This window comes from Pseudomonas khorasanensis, from assembly GCF_014268505.2.
GTDB classification, from domain to species: domain Bacteria; phylum Pseudomonadota; class Gammaproteobacteria; order Pseudomonadales; family Pseudomonadaceae; genus Aquipseudomonas; species Aquipseudomonas khorasanensis.
Genome location: NZ_JABWQP020000014.1, coordinates 20636 through 46313, shown reverse-complemented (window position 1 = coordinate 46313; position 25678 = coordinate 20636). Strand labels below are relative to the sequence as shown.

Genomic DNA, 25678 nt, shown 5'->3' with positions numbered 1-25678 from the left:
GTCAGAAGCGGCTGACGCCGAAGCTGTTGGGTTGCAGCGTGCGGATATCGGCTTCGTGGCAGATATCCAGCAGATAACCGAGCAGCGTGCGGGTATCACGCGGATCGATCAGCCCGTCATCCCACAGGTTGGCGCTGCCGTAGAGGGCGGTGGACTGACTGTCCAGTTTTTGCGCAGTCATCTGTTCCAGCATGTCGAGCATTTTCGGGTCCGGCACCAGACCGTCCTTGAGCTGTTTGGCTTCGGTGACGATGCGCAGCACTTTGCCGGCCTGCGCGCCGCCCATCACCGCGGTGCGGCTGTTCGGCCAGGCAAAGATGAAGCGCGGATCGAGGCCACGTCCGCACATCGCATAGTTGCCAGCGCCGTAAGAGCCGCCGACGACAATGGTCAGTTTCGCCACCCGTGCATTGGCCACCGCCTGAATCAATTTCGAGCCGTGTTTGATCACGCCTTGCTGTTCCGATTCGGTGCCGACCATGAAGCCGGTGGTGTTGTGGAAAAACAGCAGCGGCGTCTGGCTCTGATCGCACAGCTGGATGAACTGCGCCGCCTTGCTGGCGCCGTTGGGCGTGATCGGGCCATTGTTGCCGATGAATCCGCAGGCGCGGCCCTGGATCTTCAAATGGCCGCAAATCGTTTGCTGGTCGAATTCGCCCTTGAACTCGACGAACACTGATTCGTCGGCGATCCGCGCAATGATTTCCCGCACGTCATAGGGTTTTTTCGGATCGTCCGGGATCAGCCCGAGCAATTCCTCGATGGGGTAGAGCGGCTCTTTGTATTGCGGCTCTGGCAGCCACGGCAACTGTTCATTCCATGGCAGCATGCGCATGATGTCCCGCACCTGACGCACGCCATCGGCATCGTTCTCGGCCAGGTACTCGGCGGTGCCGGCGACCTGCGCGTGCATTTCGGCGCCACCGAGTTCTTCATCGGTGGCCACTTCGCCGGTCGCGGCTTTGAGCAGCGGCGGGCCGGCGAGAAACAGCTTGGCCTTGCCACGCACCACCACCACATAATCCGACAGGCCCGGTTGATAGGCGCCGCCAGCAGTGGCCGAACCGTGCACCACGGTGATCTGCGGCAGCCCCATCGCCGACATCCGCGCCTGGTTGGCAAAACTGCGCGCGCCCTCTACAAAAATCTCGGCGGCGTAGTTGAGGTTAGCGCCGCCGCTTTCGGCGAGGGTGATCATCGGCAGTTTGTTTTCCCGGGCGATCTGCTGCAGGCGCAGGGATTTTTTCAGCCCGCTGGGCGAGATCGTGCCGCCCTTGATCGCACTGTTGTTGGCGACCACCATTGCGCGGATGCCGCAGACGTAGCCGATGCCGGCAATCAACCCGCCACCGGCGGCGCTGCCGTCCTTGTCATCGTGCAATTTGTAGCCGGCGAGGCTGGCCAGTTCGAGAAACGGTGCGCCGGGATCGAGCAACAGATTCAGGCGCTCACGGGGCAACAGCTGCCCGCGTTTGTCGAATTTGTCCTTGGCTTCGGCGGCCTTGTTCAGCAGGTTTTGTTCGAGCTGCTGTACCTGCTCGATGGCGGCGAGCATGGCCGCGCGATTGCGCGTAAACGCTTCACTGTGTGGGTCAAGTTGCGACTGAATGTGCGCCATGGCTTATTCCTTGTCCTTGGGCACGTCGGGCCGCAGCACGTCTGGCAGATAGGCGCGGTGAAAGCCATTGAAGGATTCGCTGTGGCTGGCCTTGTGCAGCGGCCAGGCGCGGCTGCCGAGGCTCGCGGCGCCATCGATTTTCACCGTGGTGCCACTGATGAACGCCGCCGCCGGACTGAGCAGAAAGACAATCGCTGCGCTGACCTCCGATTCGGTGCCGATGCGCTTGAGCGGGACATGCTCGCGCAAGGTCGGAATGACCGCTTTGAACGCACCTTCGTAAGTGTCCATGCCGCTGGAGGCGATCCAGCCCGGCGCCACGGCATTTACCCGCACCCCGGCGTAACCCCACTCGAACGCGGCGGTTTTGGTGAAGTTGTCCATGCCCGAACGCGCCGCGCCGGAGTGCCCCATGCCGGGCATGCCGCCCCACATGTCGGCGAGCATGTTGACGATGCTGCCGCCGTGTTTGCTCATCGACTGGTTGAACACTTCACGCGCCATCAGAAAACCGCCGACCAGATTGGTCCGCAACACGGTTTCGAAGCCTTTCTGATTGATCGAGGCCAGGGGCGATGGATATTGTCCGCCGGCGTTGTTGACCAGTCCGTGGATCGGCCCGTGTTCTGTGATCAGTGCTTTGACCAGTTCCTTGACCGCTTCTTCATCGCGGATATCGCAGGCTTTCCAGTGCGCACGGCCACCGTCCTCGGTGATCTCGGCGGCGACCTTTTCGAGTTTTTCCGGCTTGCGTCCGATCAGCAGAACTTTGGCGCCAAGCGCCGCCAATTCATGCGCGGTGCAACGGCCGATGCCGCTGCCGCCACCCGTGACAATGTGGGTCTGGCCGCTGAACAGATCGGTTCTGAAAATCGACGCGTAAGCCATGCACACCATCCTCTAGTCGAGTTGTTGGACGATGCTCTGTGGCACCGGGATCTGGATTTCCAGCAGTTGCTGGGCGAAGGCCTTGCCTTGCGGGTCGATGCGCAGACTGGCTACGCCACCGCCGCCGAGGGCGTTTTCCAACAGGAAATTAAGACTATGCGTGCCGGGCAGATACCAACGTTCGACGCGGCCATGAACGGGATCCAGAACATGGCGCATCCAGTCGACCACCACCGAGGCGGTCAGCGCTTCGGCGATCCACGGCAGGTATTCGGGTCTGCGCGGCATCACACCGATGTTGCTGTGGTTACCCTTGTCGCCGGAACGCGCCACCGCCAGTTTTACCAGCGGCACGCTGGCATCGGCGCGGCCCTGGGGTCTGGGTGGTTGGTGGGCGAGCGGCAGGTCCTGACTGTCCAGCGCTTGCGCAGCAGGCAGGGCGCTCGAATGGCGCTCGCCGGCCATGTCGACTTGCAGGGTGCAGGCGCTTTTATCGATCAGGAAAGAGAACAGGCGAATCACCGGATACACCGTCGGGCGGCCACCGACGATCCCGGTCAATCCCGGCGCCATGCCGGTCGCGGCCTGGGCAATCTCTTTGGAGAACAGCACCAGTGCGCGTTTGTCCGGGTGGCGCACGGCGATTTTGATCACCACTTCGCGGCTGTCCCGCCGCTGACCATGGGGGCCATAAGTGGCTTCGCTGCCGAGAAGTTCGATGTGGGTTTCGCTGTAGGGTGCCCAGCCGCGCAGGCTGAACATTTCGGCGGTCTTGTCGATGATCGCCTGACTGACGCGCCGCGCCTTGTCCACGGCATCGATGCCGGCCATCAGACAGCTGGCGGTGCAGCGAAACCCGTCCGGATACGTCGCGCTGACTTTGTACTGGTCGGTCGGCGGCAGGCCTTTGGCACCGTGCAGGTGCACCACGTTTTTGCCTTGTTGCCGGAGTTTTACCTGGGTGAAATCGCAGATTACGTCGGGCAGCAAATAGGCCTGCGGATCGCCGATTTCATAGAGCATTTGTTCGCCGACGGTCAGCGGTGTAACCAGCCCGCCGGAGCCCTCGGGTTTGCTGACGATAAACTGACCGTCGGCGCTGACCTCGACGATGGGAAAGCCGATGTGCTCGTAATCCGGCACCTCGCGCCAGTCGGTGAAGTTGCCACCGGTGCACTGCGCGCCGCACTCGATGATGTGCCCGGCCAGCGCGGCCTGGGCGAGTTTGTCGTAGTCGTACCACGACCAGCCGAATTCGTGAACCAGCGCGGCACTGACCACGGCGCTGTCGACCACGCGACCGGTAATGACGATGTCGGCGCCCAGACGCAGGGCCTCGACGATGCCCGGCGCGCCTAGATAGGCGTTGGTCGACACGCACATCGGCGGCAGCGCGGCGCCGCTGAACATCTCGCGGATATCGGCAGGGTGCTTGAGGTGTCCTTGCAGGTCATCGCCGAGCAGCACGGCAATCTTCATATTGATCCCGGCCTGGTCGCAGGCCGCTTGCAGGGCGGCAGCGCAGGCTTGCGGGTTGACGCCGCCGGCGTTGCTGATGACGCGGATGTTCTGCTCGGCCAGTTGCGCCAGCAGCGGCGTGAGCACTTCGATGAAATCGCTGGCGAACCCGGCCTGCGGGTCTTTCATGCGCGCGCCGGCCATGATCGACAAGGTAATCTCGGCCAGATAATCGAACACCAGATAATCCAGGTTCGTGCCGTTCACCAGTTGGGCGGCGGCGGTGGAGGTATCGCCCCAGAAGGCACTGGCGCATCCGATACGGATAGTGCTTGGCATTTTTATCTCCGACTCAGCGACCTGCGACAGAAGTGTCTGGAGGCTACCAAGCAAGCGCTTGGTTTGTAAACCGTCGAAACATTCTTCTGCCCAAGCGCTTGCTTGGCTCCCGCGCGAAGCTTAAATTGCGCGCAACCCGGCGGTTACAGGGGGCAACACACTGATCGACTGTAGGAGAGAACGGGTGGACGAGCAAAAAGCCCTGCGGGTCATGCGCGAACTGGTCGAAGAGGGCCGGTTGACCGACCCGGACAGCGCCCGTGGCAAATTGCTGCAAGTGGCGGCTCACCTGTTTCGCAACAAAGGCTATGAGCGCACCACAGTGCGTGACCTGGCCAGTGCAGTGGGCATTCAGTCGGGCAGTATTTTTCATCACTTCAAAAGCAAGGACGAAATCCTTCGCGCGGTGATGGAGGAAACCATCCGCTACAACACCGCCTTGATGCGGGCAGCCCTGGCTGAAGCCGGCGATGTGCGCGAAAGGGTTCTGGCGCTGATCCGCTGCGAATTGCAGTCGATCATGGGCGGCAGCGGCGAGGCGATGGCGGTGCTGGTTTACGAATGGCGCTCACTGTCCGAAGACGGCCAGGCCAAGGTCCTTGCTCTGCGTGACGTTTATGAAGACATCTGGTTGCAGGTTCTGGGCGAGGCCAAGGACGCCGGCTATATTCGCGGCGACGTTTTCATTACTCGACGTTTCCTGACCGGCGCACTGTCCTGGACCACCACCTGGTTCCGTGCCGGCGGCAGTTTGAGCCTTGATCAGTTGGCCGATGAAGCGCTGATTCTGGTCCTCGAAGCGCGCTGAATGACTGTTTGTCCGGCCGGGGATACTGGCTAACTCGGCGAAACCGCCTAGCTTGAATGCATTGATCGCTATTTTTTTCGGGGAGTGGGGTGTTTTGAAGTCTTCGCCAATTCGGACAGCTGCCGGGCTGATGCTCGCAGCGTGGGCTGCGTTATGGGTATTGCCCGCTCAGTCAGCGCAATTGGTCCGGGTCGGCGCGGCGCATTTTCCGCCCTATACGATTCGCCCCGAAAACGGCGCCGACACCGGGCTGTTGCCGCAGTTGGTCGAGGTCTTGAACCGCTCGCAGAGCGAGTATCAGTTCGTCCTCGTGCCGACGTCGATTCCGCGCCGCTTCGGTGATTTCAAGCAGGGCCGCATCGACATGGCGATCTTCGAAAACCCTGATTGGGGCTGGAAAGATATCCCACACCATGCGGTGGATATGGGGCTGGAAGATGCCGAGATCTTCGTCGCGCAACGCGAGGACGGTCGCCAGCAGGGCTATTTCGCCGACCTTACCCATAAACGGCTGGCGCTGTTCAGTGGCTATCACTACGAATTCGCCAACTTCAACGCCGACCCTAAATTTCTCGCACACAATTTCAACGCCACGCTGACCTATTCCCACGACAGCAACCTGCTGATGGTGCTGCGCGGGCGCGCCGACATTGCGCTGGTGACGCGTTCCTACCTGTTCGATTACCTGCTGCGCAACGAAAAGGTCCGCGACCAATTGTTGGCTTCGCAGCGTACGGATCAGATCTACCACCATTACGCGATTCTGCGGCCGAGCGCTCCGATCAGCGGCGAAGCCTTCGGCGCGCTGTTGCAGGGTCTGCGCGACAATGGCGAGTTGCTGAAGATATTCGAGCCCTACAGGATTGCGGTGGTGCCGGTGCATCATCACTGAGACGCTGTTTTCTAGCCGCGCTTAAATTTCCCCTCGCCGCTCACGTCACTTCGTTGAACTGTCGACGATTATCGTGAGCCCGACCCATGTCCAATCTGAATAACCTGACCGCCCTCGCTCTGCCCTCGGGCAGTCAATTGATCGCTGATGCCAGTGAAAGCCGTCTGAGCCTGAGCCTGGACGGACAGCCGTTGATTCGGCTGCGCCTGGACCGCGACGCCAAAGGCCCGATCCAGCTCGATGAACGTTTTGCGTTGCCGCCCGGTCAAGCGTTGTGGGCGGCCTGTTATTGGCTGTTCGCCCGCGACCCGGCATGCCAACAATTGACCTGGCAACTCGACCAGCCGCCCACCGAGGCGTTGCTCAGCGGTTTGCTGGTGAACACCGAGGTGGCTGGCGAATACCGGTGCGAGCGCACACTGTTCTGGCAATTGCCACAGCCGTGGCTTGGCGCTTCGTTGAGCGACACTTATCCGCAACAGATGGTCATCAGCCAGGGCAAGCGCCACCCGCTGCGCCCGGTGAAACCGCGCGGCGAAGTCTATCGGCGATTCGATGCGCGCCTCGGCGCATGGATTTCCTTGCGTGCCCTGGAAATTGAAAAGGATCTGCCGCGCTTCAATCGCTGGCAAAACAGTCCGCGCGTGGCGAGCTTCTGGCAGGAGGAGGGCAGCCTTGAGCAGCACCGCGAATATTTGCGCAAGCTCGACGCCGACCCGCACACGCTGACCCTGATCGGCTGTTTCGACGATCAGCCGTTTGCCTATTTCGAAGCTTACTGGGCCAAGGAAGATCGCATCGCGCCGTTCTACGATGCCGATGATTACGATCGCGGCATTCACATGTTGGTCGGCGAGGAAAATCATCGCGGCCCGCACAAGGTGGCGAGCTGGTTATCGGCGCTGGTGCATTACCTGTTTCTCGATGATCCGCGCACCCAACGCGTGGTTGCCGAACCGCGTGCCGATAACGCAAAGATGATCGGCCATATGCAGAACCAGTGCTTCCATTGCGAGAAGGAATTCGACTTTCCGCACAAGCGTGCAGCGCTGATGATTCTGGGGCGGGAGCGGTTTTTTGATCGGTGCCCGTTGGCCTGATGTGTTCGGCCTCGCAATTGCGTTGAATCCGAGGCCGTTTTCGCGAGCAGGCTCGCTCCCACAGGGGCGGTGTTCACCGGCCGATGTGGGAGCGAGCCTGCTCGCGAATGGCTGGAGACAAAATCTTAGCGACGACCTGCGATCACCACATCCCGACGACTGCCCGAGACCTTGCGGCAGTGCACCAGCGCGTCACGAATCATGAAGTTGACAAGGGTCGGCGATACGCCCAGTTCCTTGGCGATGTCTTTTTGCGGCACGCCGTGCAAACGGTACATCTCGAAGGCATAGCGGGTGCGGCTGGGCAGTTCGGTCAGCGCATCGGCTATGTGTTCCAGGGTCGAAAAATTGATGTGCGAGGTTTCCGGCGAAGCGCCTTGAATCACCACGTTCAAGCCTTCCTCTTCCGGGCCTGAGTATTTCTGTTCCAGCGCCTGCTTTCGGTAATGATCGATGGCCAGGTTGCGCACGATCTGGAACAGGTAGCTCAGCTGAGCCTTGATCGACGACGTGATCGGCGGCGCCGATTGCAGTCGGAAAAACGCGTCCTGAACCACATCTTCGGCACGGGATCGGCAGCCGGTAATGCGGGCTGCAATCTTGACCAAAATCAGTCGATTGTCGACGAATGCCTGAAGTAGCGGTGAATCGCACCTGCTTGTGGATACTTGTTCCGTCATGGAAATCACCTTGCTGCCAATAGGTTAGTGGGAGGGCCTGGGGGACGGGGCCGTCCTACACATCGAGCGACAAATTATGTTGAATGATAATGATTGTCAAATGAGAAAGAGAAGTAGTGCTGTAAGGCGATGTGTTTTGCGAACTGCGACACGCCGCCGCACCCTGGCCCCGCTGGACGTCGAGCCTGCTGACTAATTATTTCAAGACATCATCCGTTCTCATTGGTGAATGGTTCCGGGTGTTGACCCCCGGCCAGACCGCATTCCGATGCCTGCGTGGTCGACACAGACCGCGCCCTGCACGCCTTTGAACGGGCGTCACGCAGCAACCCGATTCCACTTGCAAGCCGAATTCAGGCAGGAAACCTCATGACCGACGCGTTCGAACTCCCCAGCACCCTGGTCCATGCCCTCAAGCGTCGCGCGGCCCTGACGCCGGACCGGGTGGCCCTGCGTTTTCTCGCCGAAAACCAAGAGCAGGCTGTGGTGCTCAGCTATCGCGAACTGGATCAACGCGCGCGTACCATCGCCGCTGCGTTGCAGGCCGAAGCCGGGTTCGGCGAGCGCGCGGTGCTGCTGTTTCCCAGCGGCGCCGATTACGTCGCGGCGTTCTTCGGTTGCCTGTACGCCGGCGTGATCGCGGTGCCGGCCTATCCGCCGGAGTCCGCGCGTCGTCATCATCAGGAGCGTTTGCTATCGATCATCGCCGACGCCGAGCCACGGCTGTTATTGACCAGCGCCGATCTGCGCGATGCCTTGCAGCACATCGAGGGCGCGCCGCCGCTGTTGTGTGTCGACACCCTCGACAGCGCACTGGCTGAACGCTGGGTTGAACCGAACCTGCCGTCCGAACACATCGCCTTTTTGCAATACACCTCTGGCTCCACCGCGTTGCCCAAGGGCGTGCAAGTCAGTCACGGCAATCTAGTCGCCAACGAAATGCTGATCCGTCACGGTTTTGGCATCGATGTGAACCCGGATGACGTTATCGTCAGCTGGTTGCCGCTGTACCACGACATGGGTTTGATCGGCGGTCTGTTGCAGCCGATTTTCAGCGGCGTGCCCTGCATTCTGATGTCACCGGCGTACTTCCTCGGTCGGCCATTGCGCTGGCTCGAAGCGATCAGCCAATACGGCGGCACCATCAGTGGCGGGCCGGATTTCGCCTACCGCTTGTGCAGCGAGCGGGTCAGCGATTCGGCCCTTGAGCGGCTCGACCTGAGCCGTTGGCGCGTGGCCTATTCCGGTTCGGAGCCGATCCGACTCGACACCCTCGAGCGCTTCGCCGGGAAATTCGCCGCGTGCGGCTTCAGCGAAAACAGCTTCATGGCCTCGTACGGTCTGGCCGAAGCCACTCTGTTTGTCGCCGGCACGCCGCGCGGCAGGGGCATTCCAGCGTTGCGCGTGGACGATCAGACATTGGCGCAAAATCGCGCCGAACCGGGCGACGGTTGTTCGATCATGAGCTGCGGCATCAGCCAGCCGGAACACGCGGTGCTGATTGTCGGACCGAATTCGCTTGAAGAACTGACCGCCAACGCCGTCGGTGAAGTCTGGGCCGCCGGCCCGAGCATCGCCCAGGGTTATTGGCGCAACCCCGAAGCCAGCGCCAAGACCTTCGTCCAGCACGCCGGCCGCACCTGGCTGCGCACTGGCGATCTGGGGTTCGTCCGTGACGGAGAACTGTTCATCACCGGTCGCCTGAAAGACATGCTCATCGTCCGCGGCCACAACCTCTATCCCCAGGACATCGAGCAGACCGTCGAGCGCGAAGTGGAAGTGGTGCGCAAGGGGCGCGTTGCGGCGTTCGCGGTCAACCAGCAGGGCGAAGAGGGCATTGGCATCGCGGCGGAAATCAGCCGCAGCGTGCAGAAAATCCTGCCGCCAGAGGCGTTGATCAAAGCCATTCGCCAAGCGGTCGCCGAAGCGTATCAAGAGGCACCGAGCGTGGTGGTGCTGTTGAATCCGGGCGCATTGCCGAAAACCTCCAGCGGCAAACTGCAGCGTTCGGCGTGCCGTCATCGTCTGGCCGATGGCAGTCTCGACAGTTACGCGGTATTCCCCTCGACCATCCCCGAACCCCGAGACGCAGCGGACAGCATCAGCGAACTCGAAACACTGATTGGCCAGATCTGGGCCGAGCAACTCGACGTCAAACACGTCGCCGCCGACGATCACTTTTTCCTGCTCGGCGGCAACTCCATCGCGGCCACGCAGGTCATTGCCCGGATCCGCGAAGCGCTCGGTGTGGAGCTGAGCCTGCGCCTGCTGTTCGAAGCGCCAACCCTGTCTGCCTTCGCTGCCGCTGTGGCGCAGCAACAACAGGACGGTGGCAGCGCCCAAGGCGCAATCACCGCATTGTCGCGCAGCGAGCCGATGCCGCAATCGCTGGCGCAGAACCGTTTGTGGATGACCTGGCAACTCGATCCGCATAGCCGCGCCTATAACATTCCCGGCGGCCTGCGCCTGCGTGGCGAACTGGACGGACAGGCGTTGCGCGAAAGCTTCCAGCAACTGATCGAGCGCCACGAATCCTTGCGCACGCGCTTCTTCGAACGCGACGGCGTTGCGCTGCAGCAAGTGCTTGCTGCCACCCGATTCGACCTTCAGTTTATCGACATCAGCGACCTGTCAGCGCTGGAGCGTGAAGCCCGCGCCGAGCAGATCCGCGAAGATGAGGCGCACACCCGGTTCGATCTGGAAAAAGGCCCGCTGCTGCGCGTGACGCTGGTGCGCCTCGACGATGAAGACCATCAGCTGCTGGTGACGATGCACCACATCATCGCCGACGGCTGGTCGCTGAATATTCTGATCGACGAGTTCTCGCGTCTCTACGCCGCTGCAACCCAAGGCTCCACCGCCACGCTGGCGCCGCTGCCCACGCAATACGCTGACTACGGCAGTTGGCAGCGCCAATGGCTGGCGCAAGGCGAGGGCGAGCGACAACTGGCGTACTGGAAAGCGCAGTTGGGCGAAGAGCATCCGACGCTGGAGCTGGCCACTGATCACCCGCGCTCGGCCAGACAAAAACACAGTGCCGCTCGCCACAGCGTGCGCTTGAGCGCCAAACTCAGCGAAGCGATCCGGCAGACCTCTCACGCCCATGACGCCACTCCGTTCATGCTGTTGCTCGCAGCGTTTCAAAGCCTGCTGCACCGCTACAGCGGCCAGCGCGACATTCGCATCGGCGTGCCCAACGCCAACCGCCCGCGCCTGGAAACCCAGGGCCTGATCGGCTTCTTCATCAACACCCAGGTGCTGCGCGCGCGGATCGATTCGCGCGGGCCGTTTGCCGAACTGCTGACCCAGACACGCCACGCTGCGCTTGGCGCCCAGGCGAATCAGGATCTGCCGTTCGAACAACTGCTCGAGGCGTTCCCGCAGGCTCGCGAACAAGGCCTGTTTCAGATCATGTTCAACCATCAGCAGCGCGACCTGAGTGCGCTCAAACGCTTGCCGGGTCTGCTCGCTGAGGAACTGCCGTGGCACAGCCGCGAAGCCAAGTTCGACCTGCAACTGCACAGCGAAGAGGACCGTAACGGTCGCCTGACCTTGTCCTTCGATTACGCGAGCGAACTGTTCGACGCCCCGACCATCGAGCGACTGGCCGAGCATTTCAGCAATCTTCTTCGCGAGGTCTGCGAACAGCCGCAACAGGCCATCGGTGATCTGCCGCTGATGTCCGCCGGCGAGCATGATCAGCAACATCAGTGGAGCGTCGCGCCGTGCGCCCCGGCGCAACAATGGCTGCCGGAACTGCTCAACGAACAAGCGCGCAAAACCCCGCAACGCACCGCGTTGGTCTGGGACGGCGGCAGCCTCGATTTTGCCGAACTGCATGCGCAATCCAACCGTCTGGCTCACTACCTGCGCGACAAAGGCGTCGGCCCGGACGTGTGCGTTGCCATCGCCGCCGAGCGCTCGGCGCAATTGCTGATCGGCCTGTTGGCGATCCTCAAGGCCGGCGGCGCCTATGTGCCGCTAGACCCGGATTACCCGGCGGATCGCCTCGCGTACATGCTCAGCGACAGTGGCGTCGAATTGCTCCTGACCCAGACTGAATTGCTTGAGCGCCTGCCGGCCAGCGACGGCGTCAGCGTTATCGCCATGGACACGTTGCACCTGGAAAAATGGCCGAGCCACGCACCGGGCCTGCACCTGCACGGCGATAACCTCGCCTACGTGATTTACACTTCGGGCTCGACCGGGCAACCCAAAGGCGTCGGCAACACCCATGGGGCGCTGGCCGAACGTCTGCAATGGATGCAGAACACTTATGGTCTGGACGAGACCGACGTGCTGATGCAAAAAGCGCCGATCAGTTTTGACGTCTCGGTATGGGAGTGCTTCTGGCCGTTGATCACCGGCGCACGCCTGCTGATCGCCGCCCCGGGTGAGCACCGCGACCCGCATCGCATCGCGCAACTGGTTCGGGAATATGGCGTGACCACGCTGCACTTTGTCCCGCCGCTGCTGACGCTGTTTATCGACGAACCGCTGAGTGCCGAATGCACCAGCCTGCGCCGGGTTTTCTCCGGCGGCGAAGCCTTGCCAGCCGAGCTGCGCAATCGCGTGCTGGCGCAATTGCCAGCGGTGCAATTGCACAATCGTTACGGCCCGACCGAAACCGCGATCAACGTCACGCACTGGCATTGCAGCACCGCCGATGGCGAGCGCTCGCCGATGGGCCGACCGCTGGGCAACGTGATCTGCCGCATCCTCGATGCTGACCTCAATCCCGTGCCAGCCGGCGTGCCGGGGGAGCTGTGCATCAGCGGCATCGGTCTGGCTCGCGGTTACCTGCGCCGTCCTTCGTTGACCGCCGAACGCTTTGTGGCCGATCCGCTGGGCGAGCAGGGCGCACGTTTGTACCGCACCGGCGACCGCGCGCGTTGGTCAGCCGAAGGTGTGATCGAATACCTCGGTCGCCTCGATCAGCAGGTCAAGCTGCGCGGCTTGCGCGTCGAACCGGAGGAAATCGAAGCGCGTCTGCTTGCCCAGGCCGGCGTCGCCCAAGCCGTGGTGCTGGTGCGCGAAACCGCTGGCGGCGCGCAACTGATCGGCTACTTCACAACGACCGATGCCGATGAAAAAGCCGACGAGCAAATCGCTCGCCTGAAAACCGCTTTGGCCGCCGAGTTGCCGCCCTACATGGTCCCGGCGCAACTGCTGCGCCTCGACGCGATGCCCCTGAGCCCCAGCGGTAAACTCGACCGCCGCGCCTTGCCCGAGCCGCAATGGCAAGTGCGTGAGCACGTCGAACCGGTCACCGAACTGGAGCAACACATCGCAGCGATCTGGCGTGAAGTGTTGAGCCTCACACAAGTCGGCCTGCGCGATGATTTCTTCGCGCTCGGCGGTCACTCGCTGCTGGCGACGCAGATCATTTCGCGCACGCGTCAGGCCTGTGACGTCGAGCTGCCGCTGCGAACGTTGTTCGAGCACAGCGAACTCGGTGATTTCGCCGAACAGATCCGCCTGATCCAGGCCAGCGGTCGCACCAACGAACAGCCGCCAATTGCCAGGGTCGATCGCAGCCAGGCGGTGCCGTTGTCCTATTCGCAGCAGCGCATGTGGTTCTTCTGGCAGATGGAACCGGACAGCCCGGCGTACAACGTTGGCGGCATGGCACGCCTGCGTGGCGTGTTGCATGTCGAGCATTTCGAGGCCGCGTTGCAAGCGCTGATCCTGCGTCACGAAACCCTGCGCACCACCTTCCCCAGCGTCGACGGCGTTGCCCGCCAGCAGGTGCACGCCGAGACGGGCGTGCGCATGGGCTGGAACGATTTCTCCAGATTCAGCGCTGAGCTGCGCGAGGAAAAAGTCCAGCAACTGGCCGACGAAGAAGCGCATCAGCCGTTCGATCTGGAAACCGGTCCGCTGCTGCGCGCCTGCCTGGTGAAGACCGCCGAACACGAGCATTACTTCGTCCTGACCCTGCACCACATCGTCACCGAAGGCTGGGCAATGGACATCTTCGCCCGCGAGCTCAGCGCACTGTACGAGGCGTTCGTCGATGATCGCGATTCGCCGCTGCAGCCGCTGCCGGTGCAGTACCTCGACTACAGCGTCTGGCAGCGTCAGTGGCTTGAATCCGGCGAGCGTCAGCGACAGCTCGATTACTGGACGGCGCAACTGGGCCGCGAACATCCACTGCTGGAACTGCCGGGCGACCGTCCGCGACCGCCGGTGCAAAGCCATCAGGGCGAGCTGTTCCGTTTCGATCTGGATGATGAACTGGCCGAGCGGGTGCGTGCGTTCAATGCACAAAACGGCCTGACCCTGTTCATGACCATGACCGCCGCGCTCGCCACGCTGCTTTACCGCTACAGCGGCCAGACCGATCTGCGCATCGGCGCGCCGGTGGCCAACCGCATCCGCCCGGAAAGCGAAGGGCTGATCGGTGCGTTCCTCAACACTCAAGTGCTGCGCTGCCAGCTCGACGGGCAGATGTCGGTCGGCGAGTTGTTCGAGCAGGTGCGCCACACGGTGATCGAAGGTCAGTCCCATCAGGATCTGCCGTTCGATCATCTGGTCGAAGCGCTGCAGCCACCGCGCAGTGCCGCTTACAACCCGCTGTTTCAGGTGATGTGCAACGTGCAGCGCTGGGAATTCCAGCAGAGCCGGACGCTGGCCGGCATGACCGTCGAGTATCTGGCCAACGATGCGCGGGCGACCAAGTTCGATCTCAATCTGGAAGTCACCGACCTCGACCATCGCCTCGGTTGCTGCCTGACCTACAGCACCGATCTGTTCGACGAGCCGACCATCGCGCGCATGGCCAGACATTGGCGCAATCTGCTGGAAGCATTGATCGCCGATCCGCAGCAACGTCTGAGCGAATTGCCGCTGCTCGAAAAGCCGGAGCAACAGCAGCTGCTCGACAGCCTGGGCGTTGAGCCGGGCGAACATCGTCTGGATCAGTGCATTCAACATCTGTTCGCCGAACAGGCGCTGGCGCGTAAAGACGCGCCGGCTTTGACCTTCGCCGGGCAGACCCTGAGCTACGCCGAACTCGACGCCCGCGCCAATCGTCTGGCCTGGGTGCTGCGCGAACGCGGGGTCGGCCCACAAGTGCGCGTGGGTCTGGCGCTGGAGCGTTCGCTGGAAATGGTCATTGGCCTGCTGGCGATTCTAAAGGCCGGCGGCGCCTATGTGCCGCTCGACCCGGAGTACCCGCTCGACCGCCTGCATTACATGATTGAAGACAGCCGCATCGGCCTGCTGCTCAGCGACCGGACGATGTTCCAGGCGCTAGGAGAGCTACCGCCAGACGTGGCGCGCTGGTGCCTGGAAGATGACAGCGCGGCACTGGCCGATTACCCGACGGGCGAACTGCCATTTATCAGCCTGCCGCAGCATCAGGCTTACCTGATTTACACCTCGGGCTCGACCGGCAAGCCGAAAGGCGTGGTCGTTTCCCACGGCGAAATCGCCATGCATTGCCAAGCCGTGATCGAACGTTTCGGCATGCGCCCGGACGATTGCGAACTGCACTTCTATTCGATCAACTTCGACGCCGCCACCGAGCGTTTGCTGGTGCCGCTGCTCAGCGGTGCGCAGGTGGTGTTGCGTGCGCAAGGTCAGTGGGACGCGGAAGAAATCTGCGGCTTGATCCGTACCCATCGAATCAATGTCCTCGGTTTTACCCCGAGCTACGGCAGCCAGCTCGCACAATTCCTCGCCACGCAAAATGAGATTCTGTCGGTGCGGATGATCATCACCGGCGGCGAAGCGCTGACCGGCGAGCATCTGCAGAGGATTCGTGCGGCGTTCCAACCGGCGCAATTCTTTAACGCTTACGGCCCGACCGAAACGGTGGTCATGCCGTTGGCGAGTCTGGCGCCGGAAGTGCTGGAAGAGGGCGCTGGCAGTGTGCCGATCGGCAGTGTGATCGGTGCGCGGGTGGCCTATATTCTCGACGCTGACCTGGCGCTGGTGCCGCAAGGCGCGACCGGTGAATTGTTTGTCGGTGGCGCGGGGCTGGCGCAGGGTTATCACGACCGTCGGGGCATCACCGCCGAGCGTTTTATTGTCGACCCGTTTGCCGCTGACGGCGGGCGCATGTACCGCACCGGCGATCTGGTGCGCCAGCGTGCCGATGGCCTGGTCGAGTATTTAGGGCGCATTGACCATCAGGTGAAAATCCGCGGTTTTCGCATCGAACTGGGCGAGATCGAAACGCGCCTGCTCGATCACGATTCGGTCCGCGAAGCGGTGGTGCTGGCGCTGGACGCGCCGAGTGGCAAGCAGTTGGTTGGCTACCTGGTCACCGAAGTCGCCGAACACAGCGAAGCGCAACAGGCTGAGCTTCGCGAAGCGCTGAAGATTCACCTCAAGGCGCAACTGCCGGATTACATGGTGCCGACGCACCTGATGCTGCTGGCAAGCATGCCGTTGACCGCCAACGGCAAACTCGACCGCCGCGCCTTGCCGGCGCCGGATCCCGAGCTCAATCGTCAGGACTATGTCGCGCCGAGCAACGAGCTGGAGCAGACGCTGGCGCAGATCTGGTGCCAGGTGCTCAACGTTGCGCAAGTCGGCCTCAACGACAATTTCTTCGAACTGGGCGGCGACTCGATTCTGTCTATCCAGGTGGTCAGTCGTGCGCGCCAGCAAGGCATTCACTTCAGCCCGCGTGATCTGTTCCAGCATCAAACCGTGCAGACCCTCGCTGCAGTCGCCAGCCGCACGCAGCAGGTGACCGCCGAGCAAGGTCTGGTGCGTGGTGAGTCGCGGTTGACGCCGATTCAGCACTGGTTCTTCGATACCGAAATTCCCGAGCGCCAGCACTGGAATCAGGCGTTGTTGCTGGAGCCGACAAAGACCCTTGAGCCGCAACGCCTGGCGCAGGCGTTGCGCGCAGTGATCGAACAGCACGATGCCCTTCGTTTGCGTTTCACTCAAACCGATGACGCGTGGCAGGCAACGCATCAGACGCTGACAGATGAAGATGTTCTCTGGCAGTCGAGCGTCGATTCGATGGATCGGTGCGAAGCCTTGTTCGCCGATGCCCAGCGCAGCCTGCACCTGCAAAGCGGCCCGTTGCTGCGCGCGGTGCTGGTTGATTGCGCCGAGGGTCGGCAGCGTCTGTTTATCGCCATCCACCACTTGGTCGTCGACGGCGTTTCGTGGCGCGTGCTGCTGGACGATCTGCAAACGGCGTATCGCCAACTCGATGCGGTTCAAACGCTGGAATTGCCGGCAAAAACCAGCGCCTTCAAGGATTGGGCGGCGCGTTTGCACGCCTACGCCGGCAGTGAATCGCTGCGTGAAGAACTGAGCTGGTGGCAAGCGCAACTGGCCGGTCCGAGCGCCGATCTGCCGTGCGAAAACCCGCACGGCGGCGGGCAGAATCGCCATGCGCAAACCGTCAGCGTACGTCTCGATGCCGAGCGCACCCGGCAGTTGCTGCAACAGGCACCGAGCGCTTACCGCACCCAGGTCAACGACCTGCTGCTGACCGCATTGGCCCGTGTGCTGTGTCGCTGGAGCGGACAGCCATCGGCACTGATTCAACTGGAAGGCCACGGCCGCGAAACCCTGTTCGACGAGATCGACCTGACTCGCACGGTCGGCTGGTTTACCAGCGCGTATCCGCTGCGCCTGACCCCGCACAACATCGAAGAAGCCGCCGGGCAGGGCGCGTCGATCAAGGCGATCAAGGAACAGCTGCGCGCCGTGCCGCACAAAGGTCTTGGCTATGGCGTGCTGCGTTATCTGGCCGACGACGGCTGTTGCCAGAGCATGGCCGCGCTGCCGAAGGCGCCGATCACCTTCAACTACCTCGGCCAGTTCGACCAGAGTTTCGGCAGCGACGCACTGTTCCGTCCTCTGCAGGAACCCACCGGCGCCGCCCACGATCCGCAGGCACCGTTGCCGAACGAGTTGAGCGTTGACAGTCAGGTCTACGGCGGTGAATTGCTGCTGCGCTGGACCTTCAGCGCCGAGCGTTACACAGCGCAAGCCATCAACGATCTCGCCGATGCCTATCTCCTTGAGTTGCAAAGCCTGATCGGGCATTGCCTGCAAGACGGGGCCGGCGGCCTGACGCCGTCGGACTTCCCGCTGGCAAAACTGACCCAGGCGCAACTCGATGCGCTGCCAGTACCGGTCGCGCACATCGAAGACGTCTATCCCCTGACGCCGATGCAGGAAGGCATGCTGCTGCACACATTGCTCGAACCGGGCACTGGCCTGTACTACATGCAGGATCGCTATCGCATCAACAGCGAACTCGATCCCGAGCGTTTCGCCCTTGCCTGGCAAGCGGTGGTCGCGCGCCACGAAGCGTTGCGCGCCTCGTTCTGCTGGAACGTTGGCGAAGACATGCTGCAAATAATCCACACCCCGGGCCGCACGCCAATCGAATATCTCGACTGGAGCGCCATCGCCGAAACCGAGCAGGAACCCAAGCTGCAAGCGCTGCTGAAAAGCGAGCGCGAGGCCGGCTTCGATCTGCTCAATCAGGCGCCGTTCCACCTGCGCCTGATCAAGGTCGGCGCGGCGCGCTACTGGTTCATGATGAGCAACCATCACATCCTCATCGATGCCTGGTGCCGTTCGTTGCTGATGAACGATTTCTTCGAGATCTACACCGCCCTCGGTGAAGGACGCGACGCTCAGTTGCCGGTGCCGCCGCGTTATCGCGACTACATCGGCTGGCTGCAGCGTCAGAGTCTGGCCGAGGCGCGGCAGTGGTGGCGGCAGAATTTGCAAGGTTTCGAGCGCACCACGCCGATCCCGAGTGACCGGCCATTCTTGCGCGAACACGCAGGCGAGAGCGGTGGCATGATCGTTGGCGACCGCTACACCCGCCTCAATGTCGAGGATGGCGCGCGGCTGCGTGAACTGGCGCAGGCCCATCAATTGACCGTCAACACCTTCGCTCAGGCGGCCTGGGCTTTGGTTCTGCGGCGCATGAGTGGCGATCGCGACGTGCTCTTCGGCGTGACCGTGGCCGGTCGCCCGGTGGAGATGCCGGAAATGCAGCGCACCGTTGGCCTGTTCATCAACAGCATTGCGCTGCGGGTGAAGATGCCGGAGGACGATCAGCGCAGCAGTGTGCGGCAGTGGCTCAGCGGCTTGCTCGACAGCAACATGCAATTGCGCGAATACGAATATCTGCCGCTGGTGAACATCCAGGAACAGAGCGAACTGCCGAAAGGCCAACCGTTGTTCGACAGCCTCTTTGTCTTTGAAAACGCACCGGTGGAAGTGTCGGTGCTGGATCGTGCGCTGAGCCTCAATGCGACATCGGATTCGGGCCGCACACACACCAATTTCCCGCTGACAGCGGTGTGCTACCCGGGCGACGACCTGGGTTTGCACCTGTCGTATGACCAACGTTACTTCGACGAATCGACGGTCGAGCGCATGCTCGGCGAGTTCAAGCGACTGCTGCTGGCGCTGGTCGACGGCTTCCATGGCGACATGGCCGATTTGCCGCTGTTGGGCGACAAAGAGCGTGATTTCCTGCTGCACGGCTGCAACCAGAGCAGCCATGACTATCCCCTCGAGCAAAGCTACGTGGCGCTGTTTGAGGCGCAGGTCGAGCAGCATCCGCAGCGCATTGCCGCCAGTTGCCTCGATCAGCAATTGAGTTATGCGGCGATTAACCACAACGCCAACCGCCTCGGTCATGCACTGGTTGCCGCCGGGGTACGGATGGATCAACCGGTGGCGTTGCTGGCCGAGCGCAATCTCGACCTGCTGGGCATGATCATCGGCAGCTTCAAGGCCGGCGCCGGTTATCTGCCGCTGGACCCGGGCCTGCCGAGCCAGCGTCTGAGCCGCATCATCGACCTCAGCCGCACGCCGTTGCTGGTGTGCACCGCCGCCTGCCGTGATCAGGCGCAGACCCTGCTGGAGGCGTTCGGCTGTTCGAATCGTCCGCGCCTGTTGGTGTGGGAAGACGTGCAGGCGTCGGCGACAGCGACGCACAACCTCGGCATTCACAGCGGCCCGGACAACCTTGCTTATGTGATTTACACCTCGGGCTCGACCGGTTTGCCCAAAGGCGTGATGGTCGAGCAGCGCGGCATGCTCAACAACCAGTTGAGCAAACGGCCGTACCTCGATCTGAGCGAGACCGATGTGATCGCGCAGACCGCCTCGCAAAGCTTCGATATCTCGGTCTGGCAGTTCCTCGCCGCGCCGCTGTTCGGCGCGCGGGTGGACATTGTGCCAAACACCATCGCCCACGATCCGCAAGGTTTGCTGACGCATGTGCAGGAGCAGGGCATCACCGTGCTTGAGAGTGTGCCGTCGCTGATTCAGGGCATGCTTGCCTCCGAGCGTCTGAGTCTCGACGGCCTGCGCTGGATGCTGCCGACCGGTGAGGCGATGCCGCCGGAGCTGGCGCATCAATGGTTGCTGCGCTACCCGCACATCGGCTTGGTCAACGCTTATGGCCCGGCGGAATGTTCGGACGACGTGGCGTTCTTCCGTGTCGATCTGGCCTCGACGCGCGGCACCTATCTGCCGATCGGCACGCCGACCGATAACAACGCGCTGTACCTGGTCGATGGCGCACTGGAGCTGGTGCCTTTGGGCGCGGTGGGTGAGTTGTGTGTGGCCGGCATGGGCGTCGGTCGCGGGTATGTCAGTGATCCGCTGCGCACCGCGCCGGTGTTCGTGCCGAACCCGTTTGGCGCGCCGGGCGAGCGGCTGTACCGCACCGGTGACCTGGCGCGGCGACGCAGTGACGGCGTGCTGGAATACGTTGGCCGGGTCGATCATCAAGTGAAAATTCGCGGTTATCGCATCGAGCTGGGTGGAATCGAGGCACGCCTGCACGAACAGCCGGAAGTGCGTGACGGTGCGGTCGGCGTGCAGGAAGGCGCCAACGGCAAGCATCTGGTGGGTTATCTGGTGGCGGCCGAATCGTCCCTTGATCCGAGCGAACGCCTGGAGCGCATCAAGCAGCGTCTGCGCGCCGAGCTGCCGGAATATATGGTGCCGCTGCACTGGTTGTGGCTGGAACAGATGCCGCTCAATGCCAACGGCAAACTCGACCGCAAAGCCTTGCCGGCGCTGGAAATCGGGCAGTTGCAGAGCGAGGATTATCTGGCCCCGCGCAACGAACTGGAGCAGACCCTGGCTGACATCTGGGCCGAGGTGCTCAAGGTCGACAGGGTTGGCGTGCGCGACAACTTCTTCGAACTGGGCGGGCATTCTTTGCTGGCCACGCAGATCGCGTCACGGGTGCAGAAAGCCCTGCAACGCAACGTGCCGCTGCGCGCGATGTTCGAGTGCAGCACGGTGGAGGAACTGGCCGGCTACATCGAAGGGCTGACGGCCAGTGACATCACCGAAGAGAAGGTCGACCGGTTGAATGATTTGATGGCGGAGCTGGAGGGGTTGTAGTTTTCCAGTGTTTTCATCGGCCTCATCGCGAGCAGGCTCGCTCCCACACCGGATCTGTGGTGTTCACAGAACCCCTGTGGGAGCGAGCCTGCTCGCGAATGGCGTCTGTACATTGCCGTACATTTCCATCCTTGACGATCACCAACCGGCAGCTCAGTCTGCCGGTTCTCTTTTTTGTCGCGGGGGTGGTCGATGCCTTTTTTTACAGTTGACGGACAAGCGCTGCATTACCTGGATCAAGGCACCGGCCCTGCCGTGTTGCTGGCCGGCAGTTATCTGTGGGACCAGGCGATGTGGGCGCCGCAAATCGCGGCGCTGACGCCGCACTATCGCGTGATTGCCCTGGATGTGTGGGGACACGGCCAATCAGGGAAGTTGCCCGAAGGCACAACATCGCTGGATGACATCGCCCGTCAGGCACAGGCCTTGCTCGATCACCTGGACATCGACCGCGCTACGTTGGTCGGGCTGTCAGTTGGCGGCATGTGGGGAGCGCGTCTGGCCTTGGCCGCCCCCGAGCGTCTCAACGGTCTGGTGCTGATGGACACCTATGTCGGCGTCGAGCCGGAACCTACGAAGCAGTACTACTTCTCGCTGTTCAAACAGATCGAAGACATGGGCGAAATCTCCGAGCAACTGCTCGACATCGTCGTGCCGATCTTCTTCCGCCCGGGGATCGATCCGCAGTCGGCGCTGTATCAGGATTTTCGCGCGAAGCTGAAGGGCTACTCGCCTGAGCGCCTGCGCGAAAGCATCGTGCCGATGGGGCGAATCACGTTTGGTCGAGACGATCTGTTGCCACGCTTGGGCGAGCTCAACGCAGCGACGACGCTAGTGCTGTGCGGTGATCAGGACAAACCACGACCACCGGCCGAGGCCCGGGAAATGGCTGAATTGATTGGCTGTCCGTGTGTGCTGGTGCCGGAGGCAGGGCATATCTCCAATCTGGAGAATCCGCAATTTGTGAATGACGCGTTGCTGAAGTTTTTGGCCGAAGGTAATTCGCGGCGCTGATGACAAAAAAATCGCAGCGTGCCGCAGCTCCTACAGGGATATGCGTTTCTTGTAGGAGCTGCGGCACGCTGCGATCTTTTGATCTTGCTTATTTAGGCCCGAGAATCTTCACCAGCTTGTCCGGTGAAGGCGCGCCTTGCTGCTGTTGCAACTCGCCCTTGTCGTCCATGTAGAAAATCGCTGGGGTGGCCTGCAATTCCAGGTCTTCCATCAGTTGCATGTTCGCCGCGAGTTTGGTTTGCACGGCCACCGGAATGTCTTTCAGGGCCTTGAGCGCGCTGCCCTTGCCGGCCTTTTCGTGATCTTCCAAAGCCTTGGCCGGATCCTTCGCCGCGAGCAGTGCCGCCGATTTACCCGGGCTGTCCTCGCGAATGATGCCGACCATGATGTGGCGCAACTGCACCTTGCCGGCCTTGACCCATGGCCGCGCCTGTTCCCAGAACATGTTGCAGTACGGGCAATTCGGGTCGCTGAACAGGTACACGGTACGCGGCGCGTCCTTGTTACCGTCCTGAATCCAGTTGCTCGCCTCAAACTTGGCCCAGACTTCCTTGGACATCGGCGCGTAGACCAGTTTTTGCAGCGGTTCGCTGCTCAGGTCCTTGCCGTCGGCGTCGTACAGATTGCCCACCAGGACGTGTTTGCCATCCGGGGTCAGGTACAGCGCCATGCCGCGGTTCTGGTATTGCGCGGCGTAACCGCGCAGGCCATCGGGGGCGTCGAACTGGCCGACGATTTTTGCGCCCTTGGCTTCAATCTTTTTGATCGCAGCGGGCAAATCTTCAGCAGCCTGCACCGACGGCAAGTGCAGCAGGGCAGTGCCCAGGGTCAGCGTCAGCAGGTGGCGGAGGCGGGGCATGGCAGTTTCCTTGCAGAGTTGGCCGGTGTAACGGCCTGATTCGGGCTTGAGGGCGAAGTATCGAAGGCTTCCAGGGCGCGGGCGAGGCTGGCGTTCGACAGTTCACCGAGGTGACTGGTCAGCAAGCGTCCGTCCGGGCTATAGAACAGCGTAGTCGGCAGTGCCATGGAACCCACGGCCTGACCCAGTCGGCCACTGCGGTCGAACAACACGTTGTTGAGGCTAAGGCCCTGGGTTTCCAGATACGTCGCCACGCTTTGCATGCTTTCAGCCTGATTGACGAACAGAAAGGTCAGGTCCGGGCGTTGTTGCTGCGCGTTTTCCAGCACCGGCATTTCCCGCCGGCACGGTGGGCACCAGGTCGCCCACAGGTTGATCACCAACGGGCCGCCCTGATAATCACTGAGTTTGATGGTTTCGCCGGCAGCATTGCGTAGGGAAATATCCGGAAGGCGCGTGCCCTGTTCGTAGATATTCAGCGACAGGGTGGCGAGCAGCCAGAACGCTACACCACTGGCGACGCCGAAACCCAACGGGCGACGCAAACCGGGACGACGCCAGCCGCGAAACAGCGCGGCCAACAGCAACACAATCACGCCCGGCCAGGCGAGAAAACCGCCGTCGCGCAGATCAATGATCTGCCACGGGTCAGTGCGATAGTGCGACCAGTACAGCGCGACAAATGCAATGCGCGCCGCGAGCATGCCCAGCAGAAACAGGCTGAACAGTGCTGACTCGGGGTTATCGCCGCCGCGCTTTGCCACCCGCCAGCCGACAAACGTCGCCAGCGCCAAGGCACTGATCAGCAGCAAATGGTTAAGGGCGATGGCAAAGGTGCCGAGAGTGAACGTCAGCATCAGTTGGCGTCTCGGGTGGCGGACCAGCGTTGCAGGAAGGTGTCGGCATCAACCTCGCCGGTAATGCGCTGGCTGCGGCGTTCTTCGCCATCAGCACCGATCCAGATGAAAGTCGGCGGCCCCGGCACTTTGTAGCGGCTGAGCAGTTCGCGGCTGGCGGCATTGTCGGCGGTTACATCCAGGCGCAACAGGCGTACGTCACTCAATGCCTGCATGACGTTGTCCTTGCCGAACACCTTTTTTTCCATGACTTTGCACGCTACGCACCAGTCGGCGTAGTAATCGAGCAGCACCCACTGGCCCTGAGCCCTGGCCGCGTCGAGTTCGCGTTGCAGCGCTGCTGGCTCCTGAATCGTTGTGAAGGCGTCATGGCCGCCTGGCGCTGCGCTGGCGACACGACCAGCAGTGTAAATCTGCAGCGGCTGATACGGGTCATCGCTGCCGCCGGCCGCACCGATCACCAGCAGGCTGCCCCACAAACCGAGCAACAGGGACAGGGCGCCAAACAACTGTGCGACGCGGCCAAAACCTTCGGATTGTTTCCAGGCGCTGTAAGCCGCGATCAACAGCAGCGCGCCACACAGGCCGAGCCACAAAGACGGGTCCAATACCGGGCGCAGCATCAATAATGCCGTGGCGAGAAACAGGAAGCCGAACACGCCTTTGAGCAGATTCATCCACGCGCCGGGTTTCGGCAGGAAGCGATTACCCACGGTGACGAGCAGCAACAACGGCACACCGATGCCGATGCCCAGCGCAAACAGAATCAGGCCACCGTGCAAGGCGTTACCGCTTTGAGCGATGTACAGCAGCGCGCCGGCCAGTGGTGCGGTCATGCACGGCCCGACCAACAGACCGGATAACGCGCCCAGCACTCCGGCGCCGATCAGGCTGCCGCCGCTGCGGCTGCGCGAAGCGTTTTCAAGACGATCACGCAGGGCCACCGGCAGTTGCAGCTCGAAGAAACCGAACATGGGTAACGCCAACACCACGAAAACAGCCGCAAACGCGCCGAGCAGCCATGGGTTCTGCAACCACGCCTGCAGGTTCGCACCGAGCAGCGCGGCGATAACGCCCATCGCCGCATAGACCAGCGCCATACAGACTACGTAGCTACTGGCCAAGGCAAAGCCGCGCCGTGGGGTGGCGCCGCTGCCGACAATCATGCCGGCCAGAATCGGCAGCATGGGCAGGGAGCACGGGGTAAACGCCAATAGCAGGCCCAGACCGAAGAACACCAACAGGCTCCAGCCCAGCGCCCTTTGTTGCAGGCTGCTGGCCAAGGCTTCATCCGGGGCTTCGCCGCCAATGGTCGCTGTCGCTTTGCCACCCAGATCAATCACCCGGGTCTGCGGCGGGTAGCACAGGCCAGCATCGGCGCAGCCCTGATAACTGACCTTGATCTGACCACTGGCCGAGGCCGGGATTTTCAGCTCCAGGCCTTGACGATACACCGGTTGCTCACCGAAGAACTCATCGCTATGGGATTCGCCTTCAGGCAACACGGGGTGCTGATCGGCAGCCAGTCCGTCGAATTTCAGAGGTTTTTGATACAGGTAATAACCGTCGGTGATCTGCCAGAACAGCTGGGTCTCACCCGAGTCAAGACGCTCGGACGTGAGCACGAATGCTTTGTCGACCGGCAAAAAGTCCGGTTTGGACTCAAAGGGATTATTTCCCGCTTGGGCGAGGCCCGAGATCAGCAGTGCAAACAAAAGAAAAAAATGACGCATGGAGAAGTCTTGTCCCTGTGCAAGTGAGGTGCACAATGGGCGGCGGCGATTAACCGATGATTAA

12 protein-coding genes are annotated in these 25678 nt (G+C 62.0%); 5 read left to right on the top strand and 7 right to left on the bottom strand.

Translation table 11 applies throughout. From position 1 onward, the window contains the following. Position 1: 1 nt before the first annotated feature. Genes HU727_RS22150 through HU727_RS22140 form a run of 3 tightly spaced genes read right to left on the bottom strand, consistent with a single transcriptional unit; the run spans position 2 to position 4303 of the window. On the bottom strand, positions 2–1618 hold the full coding sequence (locus HU727_RS22150) for an acyl-CoA carboxylase subunit beta (RefSeq protein WP_186533693.1): 1617 nt from the start codon (positions 1616–1618) through the stop codon (positions 2–4). 3 nt (positions 1619–1621) lie between these two features. Continuing rightward, positions 1622–2506 (bottom strand): SDR family oxidoreductase, encoded by an 885-nt coding sequence (locus tag HU727_RS22145; RefSeq protein WP_186533692.1) that lies wholly within the window; start codon positions 2504–2506, stop codon positions 1622–1624. A gap of 12 nt (positions 2507–2518) precedes the next feature. After that, positions 2519–4303 carry an acyclic terpene utilization AtuA family protein gene (locus tag HU727_RS22140; protein WP_186533691.1) on the bottom strand — a complete coding sequence of 595 codons (1785 nt, stop codon included), beginning with the start codon at positions 4301–4303 and terminating at the stop codon, positions 2519–2521. Positions 4304–4487: 184 nt separating this feature from the next. Between HU727_RS22140 and HU727_RS22135 the strand changes: the two genes are divergently transcribed. From HU727_RS22135 to HU727_RS22125, 3 genes are all read left to right on the top strand, one after another. Continuing rightward, positions 4488–5111, top strand: coding sequence for a TetR/AcrR family transcriptional regulator (locus HU727_RS22135; protein ID WP_186533690.1), 624 nt, complete (start codon positions 4488–4490; stop codon positions 5109–5111). Positions 5112–5241: 130 nt separating this feature from the next. Continuing rightward, positions 5242–6003 carry a substrate-binding periplasmic protein gene (locus HU727_RS22130; RefSeq protein ID WP_225919886.1) on the top strand — a complete coding sequence of 254 codons (762 nt, stop codon included), beginning with the start codon at positions 5242–5244 and terminating at the stop codon, positions 6001–6003. Between the two features lie 86 nt (positions 6004–6089). Next, positions 6090–7103: a GNAT family N-acetyltransferase gene (locus HU727_RS22125; RefSeq protein ID WP_186533688.1), complete on the top strand. Its 1014-nt coding sequence runs from the start codon at positions 6090–6092 to the stop codon at positions 7101–7103. A 125-nt stretch (positions 7104–7228) separates the two neighbouring features. Here HU727_RS22125 and HU727_RS22120 read toward each other — a convergent pair whose 3' ends face one another. Continuing rightward, a complete protein-coding gene (locus tag HU727_RS22120) occupies positions 7229–7783 on the bottom strand; it encodes an RNA polymerase factor sigma-70 (protein WP_122597088.1) in 555 nt (184 codons plus the stop codon). A gap of 369 nt (positions 7784–8152) precedes the next feature. Between HU727_RS22120 and HU727_RS22115 the strand changes: the two genes are divergently transcribed. Both HU727_RS22115 and HU727_RS22110 read left to right on the top strand, forming a co-directional pair. After that, complete coding sequence (locus tag HU727_RS22115; protein ID WP_186533687.1) at positions 8153–21151, top strand: non-ribosomal peptide synthetase; 12999 nt, start codon at positions 8153–8155, stop codon at positions 21149–21151. A 192-nt stretch (positions 21152–21343) separates the two neighbouring features. Further along, on the top strand, positions 21344–22165 hold the full coding sequence (locus HU727_RS22110) for an alpha/beta fold hydrolase (protein WP_186533686.1): 822 nt from the start codon (positions 21344–21346) through the stop codon (positions 22163–22165). A gap of 88 nt (positions 22166–22253) precedes the next feature. Here the strand turns inward: HU727_RS22110 and dsbG are convergent, their stop codons facing one another. The 3 genes from dsbG to dsbD are packed head-to-tail and all read right to left on the bottom strand — an operon-like array spanning position 22254 to position 25614. Further along, entirely contained in the window at positions 22254–23024 is a 771-nt protein-coding gene (gene dsbG, locus HU727_RS22105) for a thiol:disulfide interchange protein DsbG (RefSeq protein ID WP_186533685.1), read from the bottom strand. After that, positions 23000–23881, bottom strand: a complete 882-nt coding sequence (locus tag HU727_RS22100; RefSeq protein WP_186533684.1) for a TlpA disulfide reductase family protein — start codon at positions 23879–23881, stop codon at positions 23000–23002. The genes dsbG and HU727_RS22100 overlap by 25 nt, the downstream gene beginning before the upstream one ends. Next, the gene (gene dsbD, locus HU727_RS22095) at positions 23881–25614 is read right to left on the bottom strand and encodes a protein-disulfide reductase DsbD (protein ID WP_186533683.1); all 1734 of its coding nucleotides are present in this window, start codon (positions 25612–25614) and stop codon (positions 23881–23883) included. The genes HU727_RS22100 and dsbD overlap by 1 nt, the downstream gene beginning before the upstream one ends. Positions 25615–25678 lie beyond the last annotated feature (64 nt).

Excerpts from the sequence above, each read along its gene's own strand:
- HU727_RS22150 (WP_186533693.1), bottom strand. The coding sequence starts at position 1,618 with ATGGCGCACATTCAGTCGCAACTTGACCCACACAGTGAAGCGTTTACG.
- HU727_RS22145 (WP_186533692.1), bottom strand. The coding sequence starts at position 2,506 with ATGGCTTACGCGTCGATTTTCAGAACCGATCTGTTCAGCGGCCAGACC.
- HU727_RS22140 (WP_186533691.1), bottom strand. The coding sequence starts at position 4,303 with ATGCCAAGCACTATCCGTATCGGATGCGCCAGTGCCTTCTGGGGCGAT.
- HU727_RS22130 (WP_225919886.1), top strand. The coding sequence starts at position 5,242 with ATGCTCGCAGCGTGGGCTGCGTTATGGGTATTGCCCGCTCAGTCAGCG.
- HU727_RS22125 (WP_186533688.1), top strand. The coding sequence starts at position 6,090 with ATGTCCAATCTGAATAACCTGACCGCCCTCGCTCTGCCCTCGGGCAGT.
- HU727_RS22120 (WP_122597088.1), bottom strand. The coding sequence starts at position 7,783 with ATGACGGAACAAGTATCCACAAGCAGGTGCGATTCACCGCTACTTCAG.
- HU727_RS22115 (WP_186533687.1), top strand. The coding sequence starts at position 8,153 with ATGACCGACGCGTTCGAACTCCCCAGCACCCTGGTCCATGCCCTCAAG.
- HU727_RS22110 (WP_186533686.1), top strand. The coding sequence starts at position 21,344 with ATGCCTTTTTTTACAGTTGACGGACAAGCGCTGCATTACCTGGATCAA.
- dsbG (WP_186533685.1), bottom strand. The coding sequence starts at position 23,024 with ATGCCCCGCCTCCGCCACCTGCTGACGCTGACCCTGGGCACTGCCCTG.
- HU727_RS22100 (WP_186533684.1), bottom strand. The coding sequence starts at position 23,881 with ATGCTGACGTTCACTCTCGGCACCTTTGCCATCGCCCTTAACCATTTG.
- dsbD (WP_186533683.1), bottom strand. The coding sequence starts at position 25,614 with ATGCGTCATTTTTTTCTTTTGTTTGCACTGCTGATCTCGGGCCTCGCC.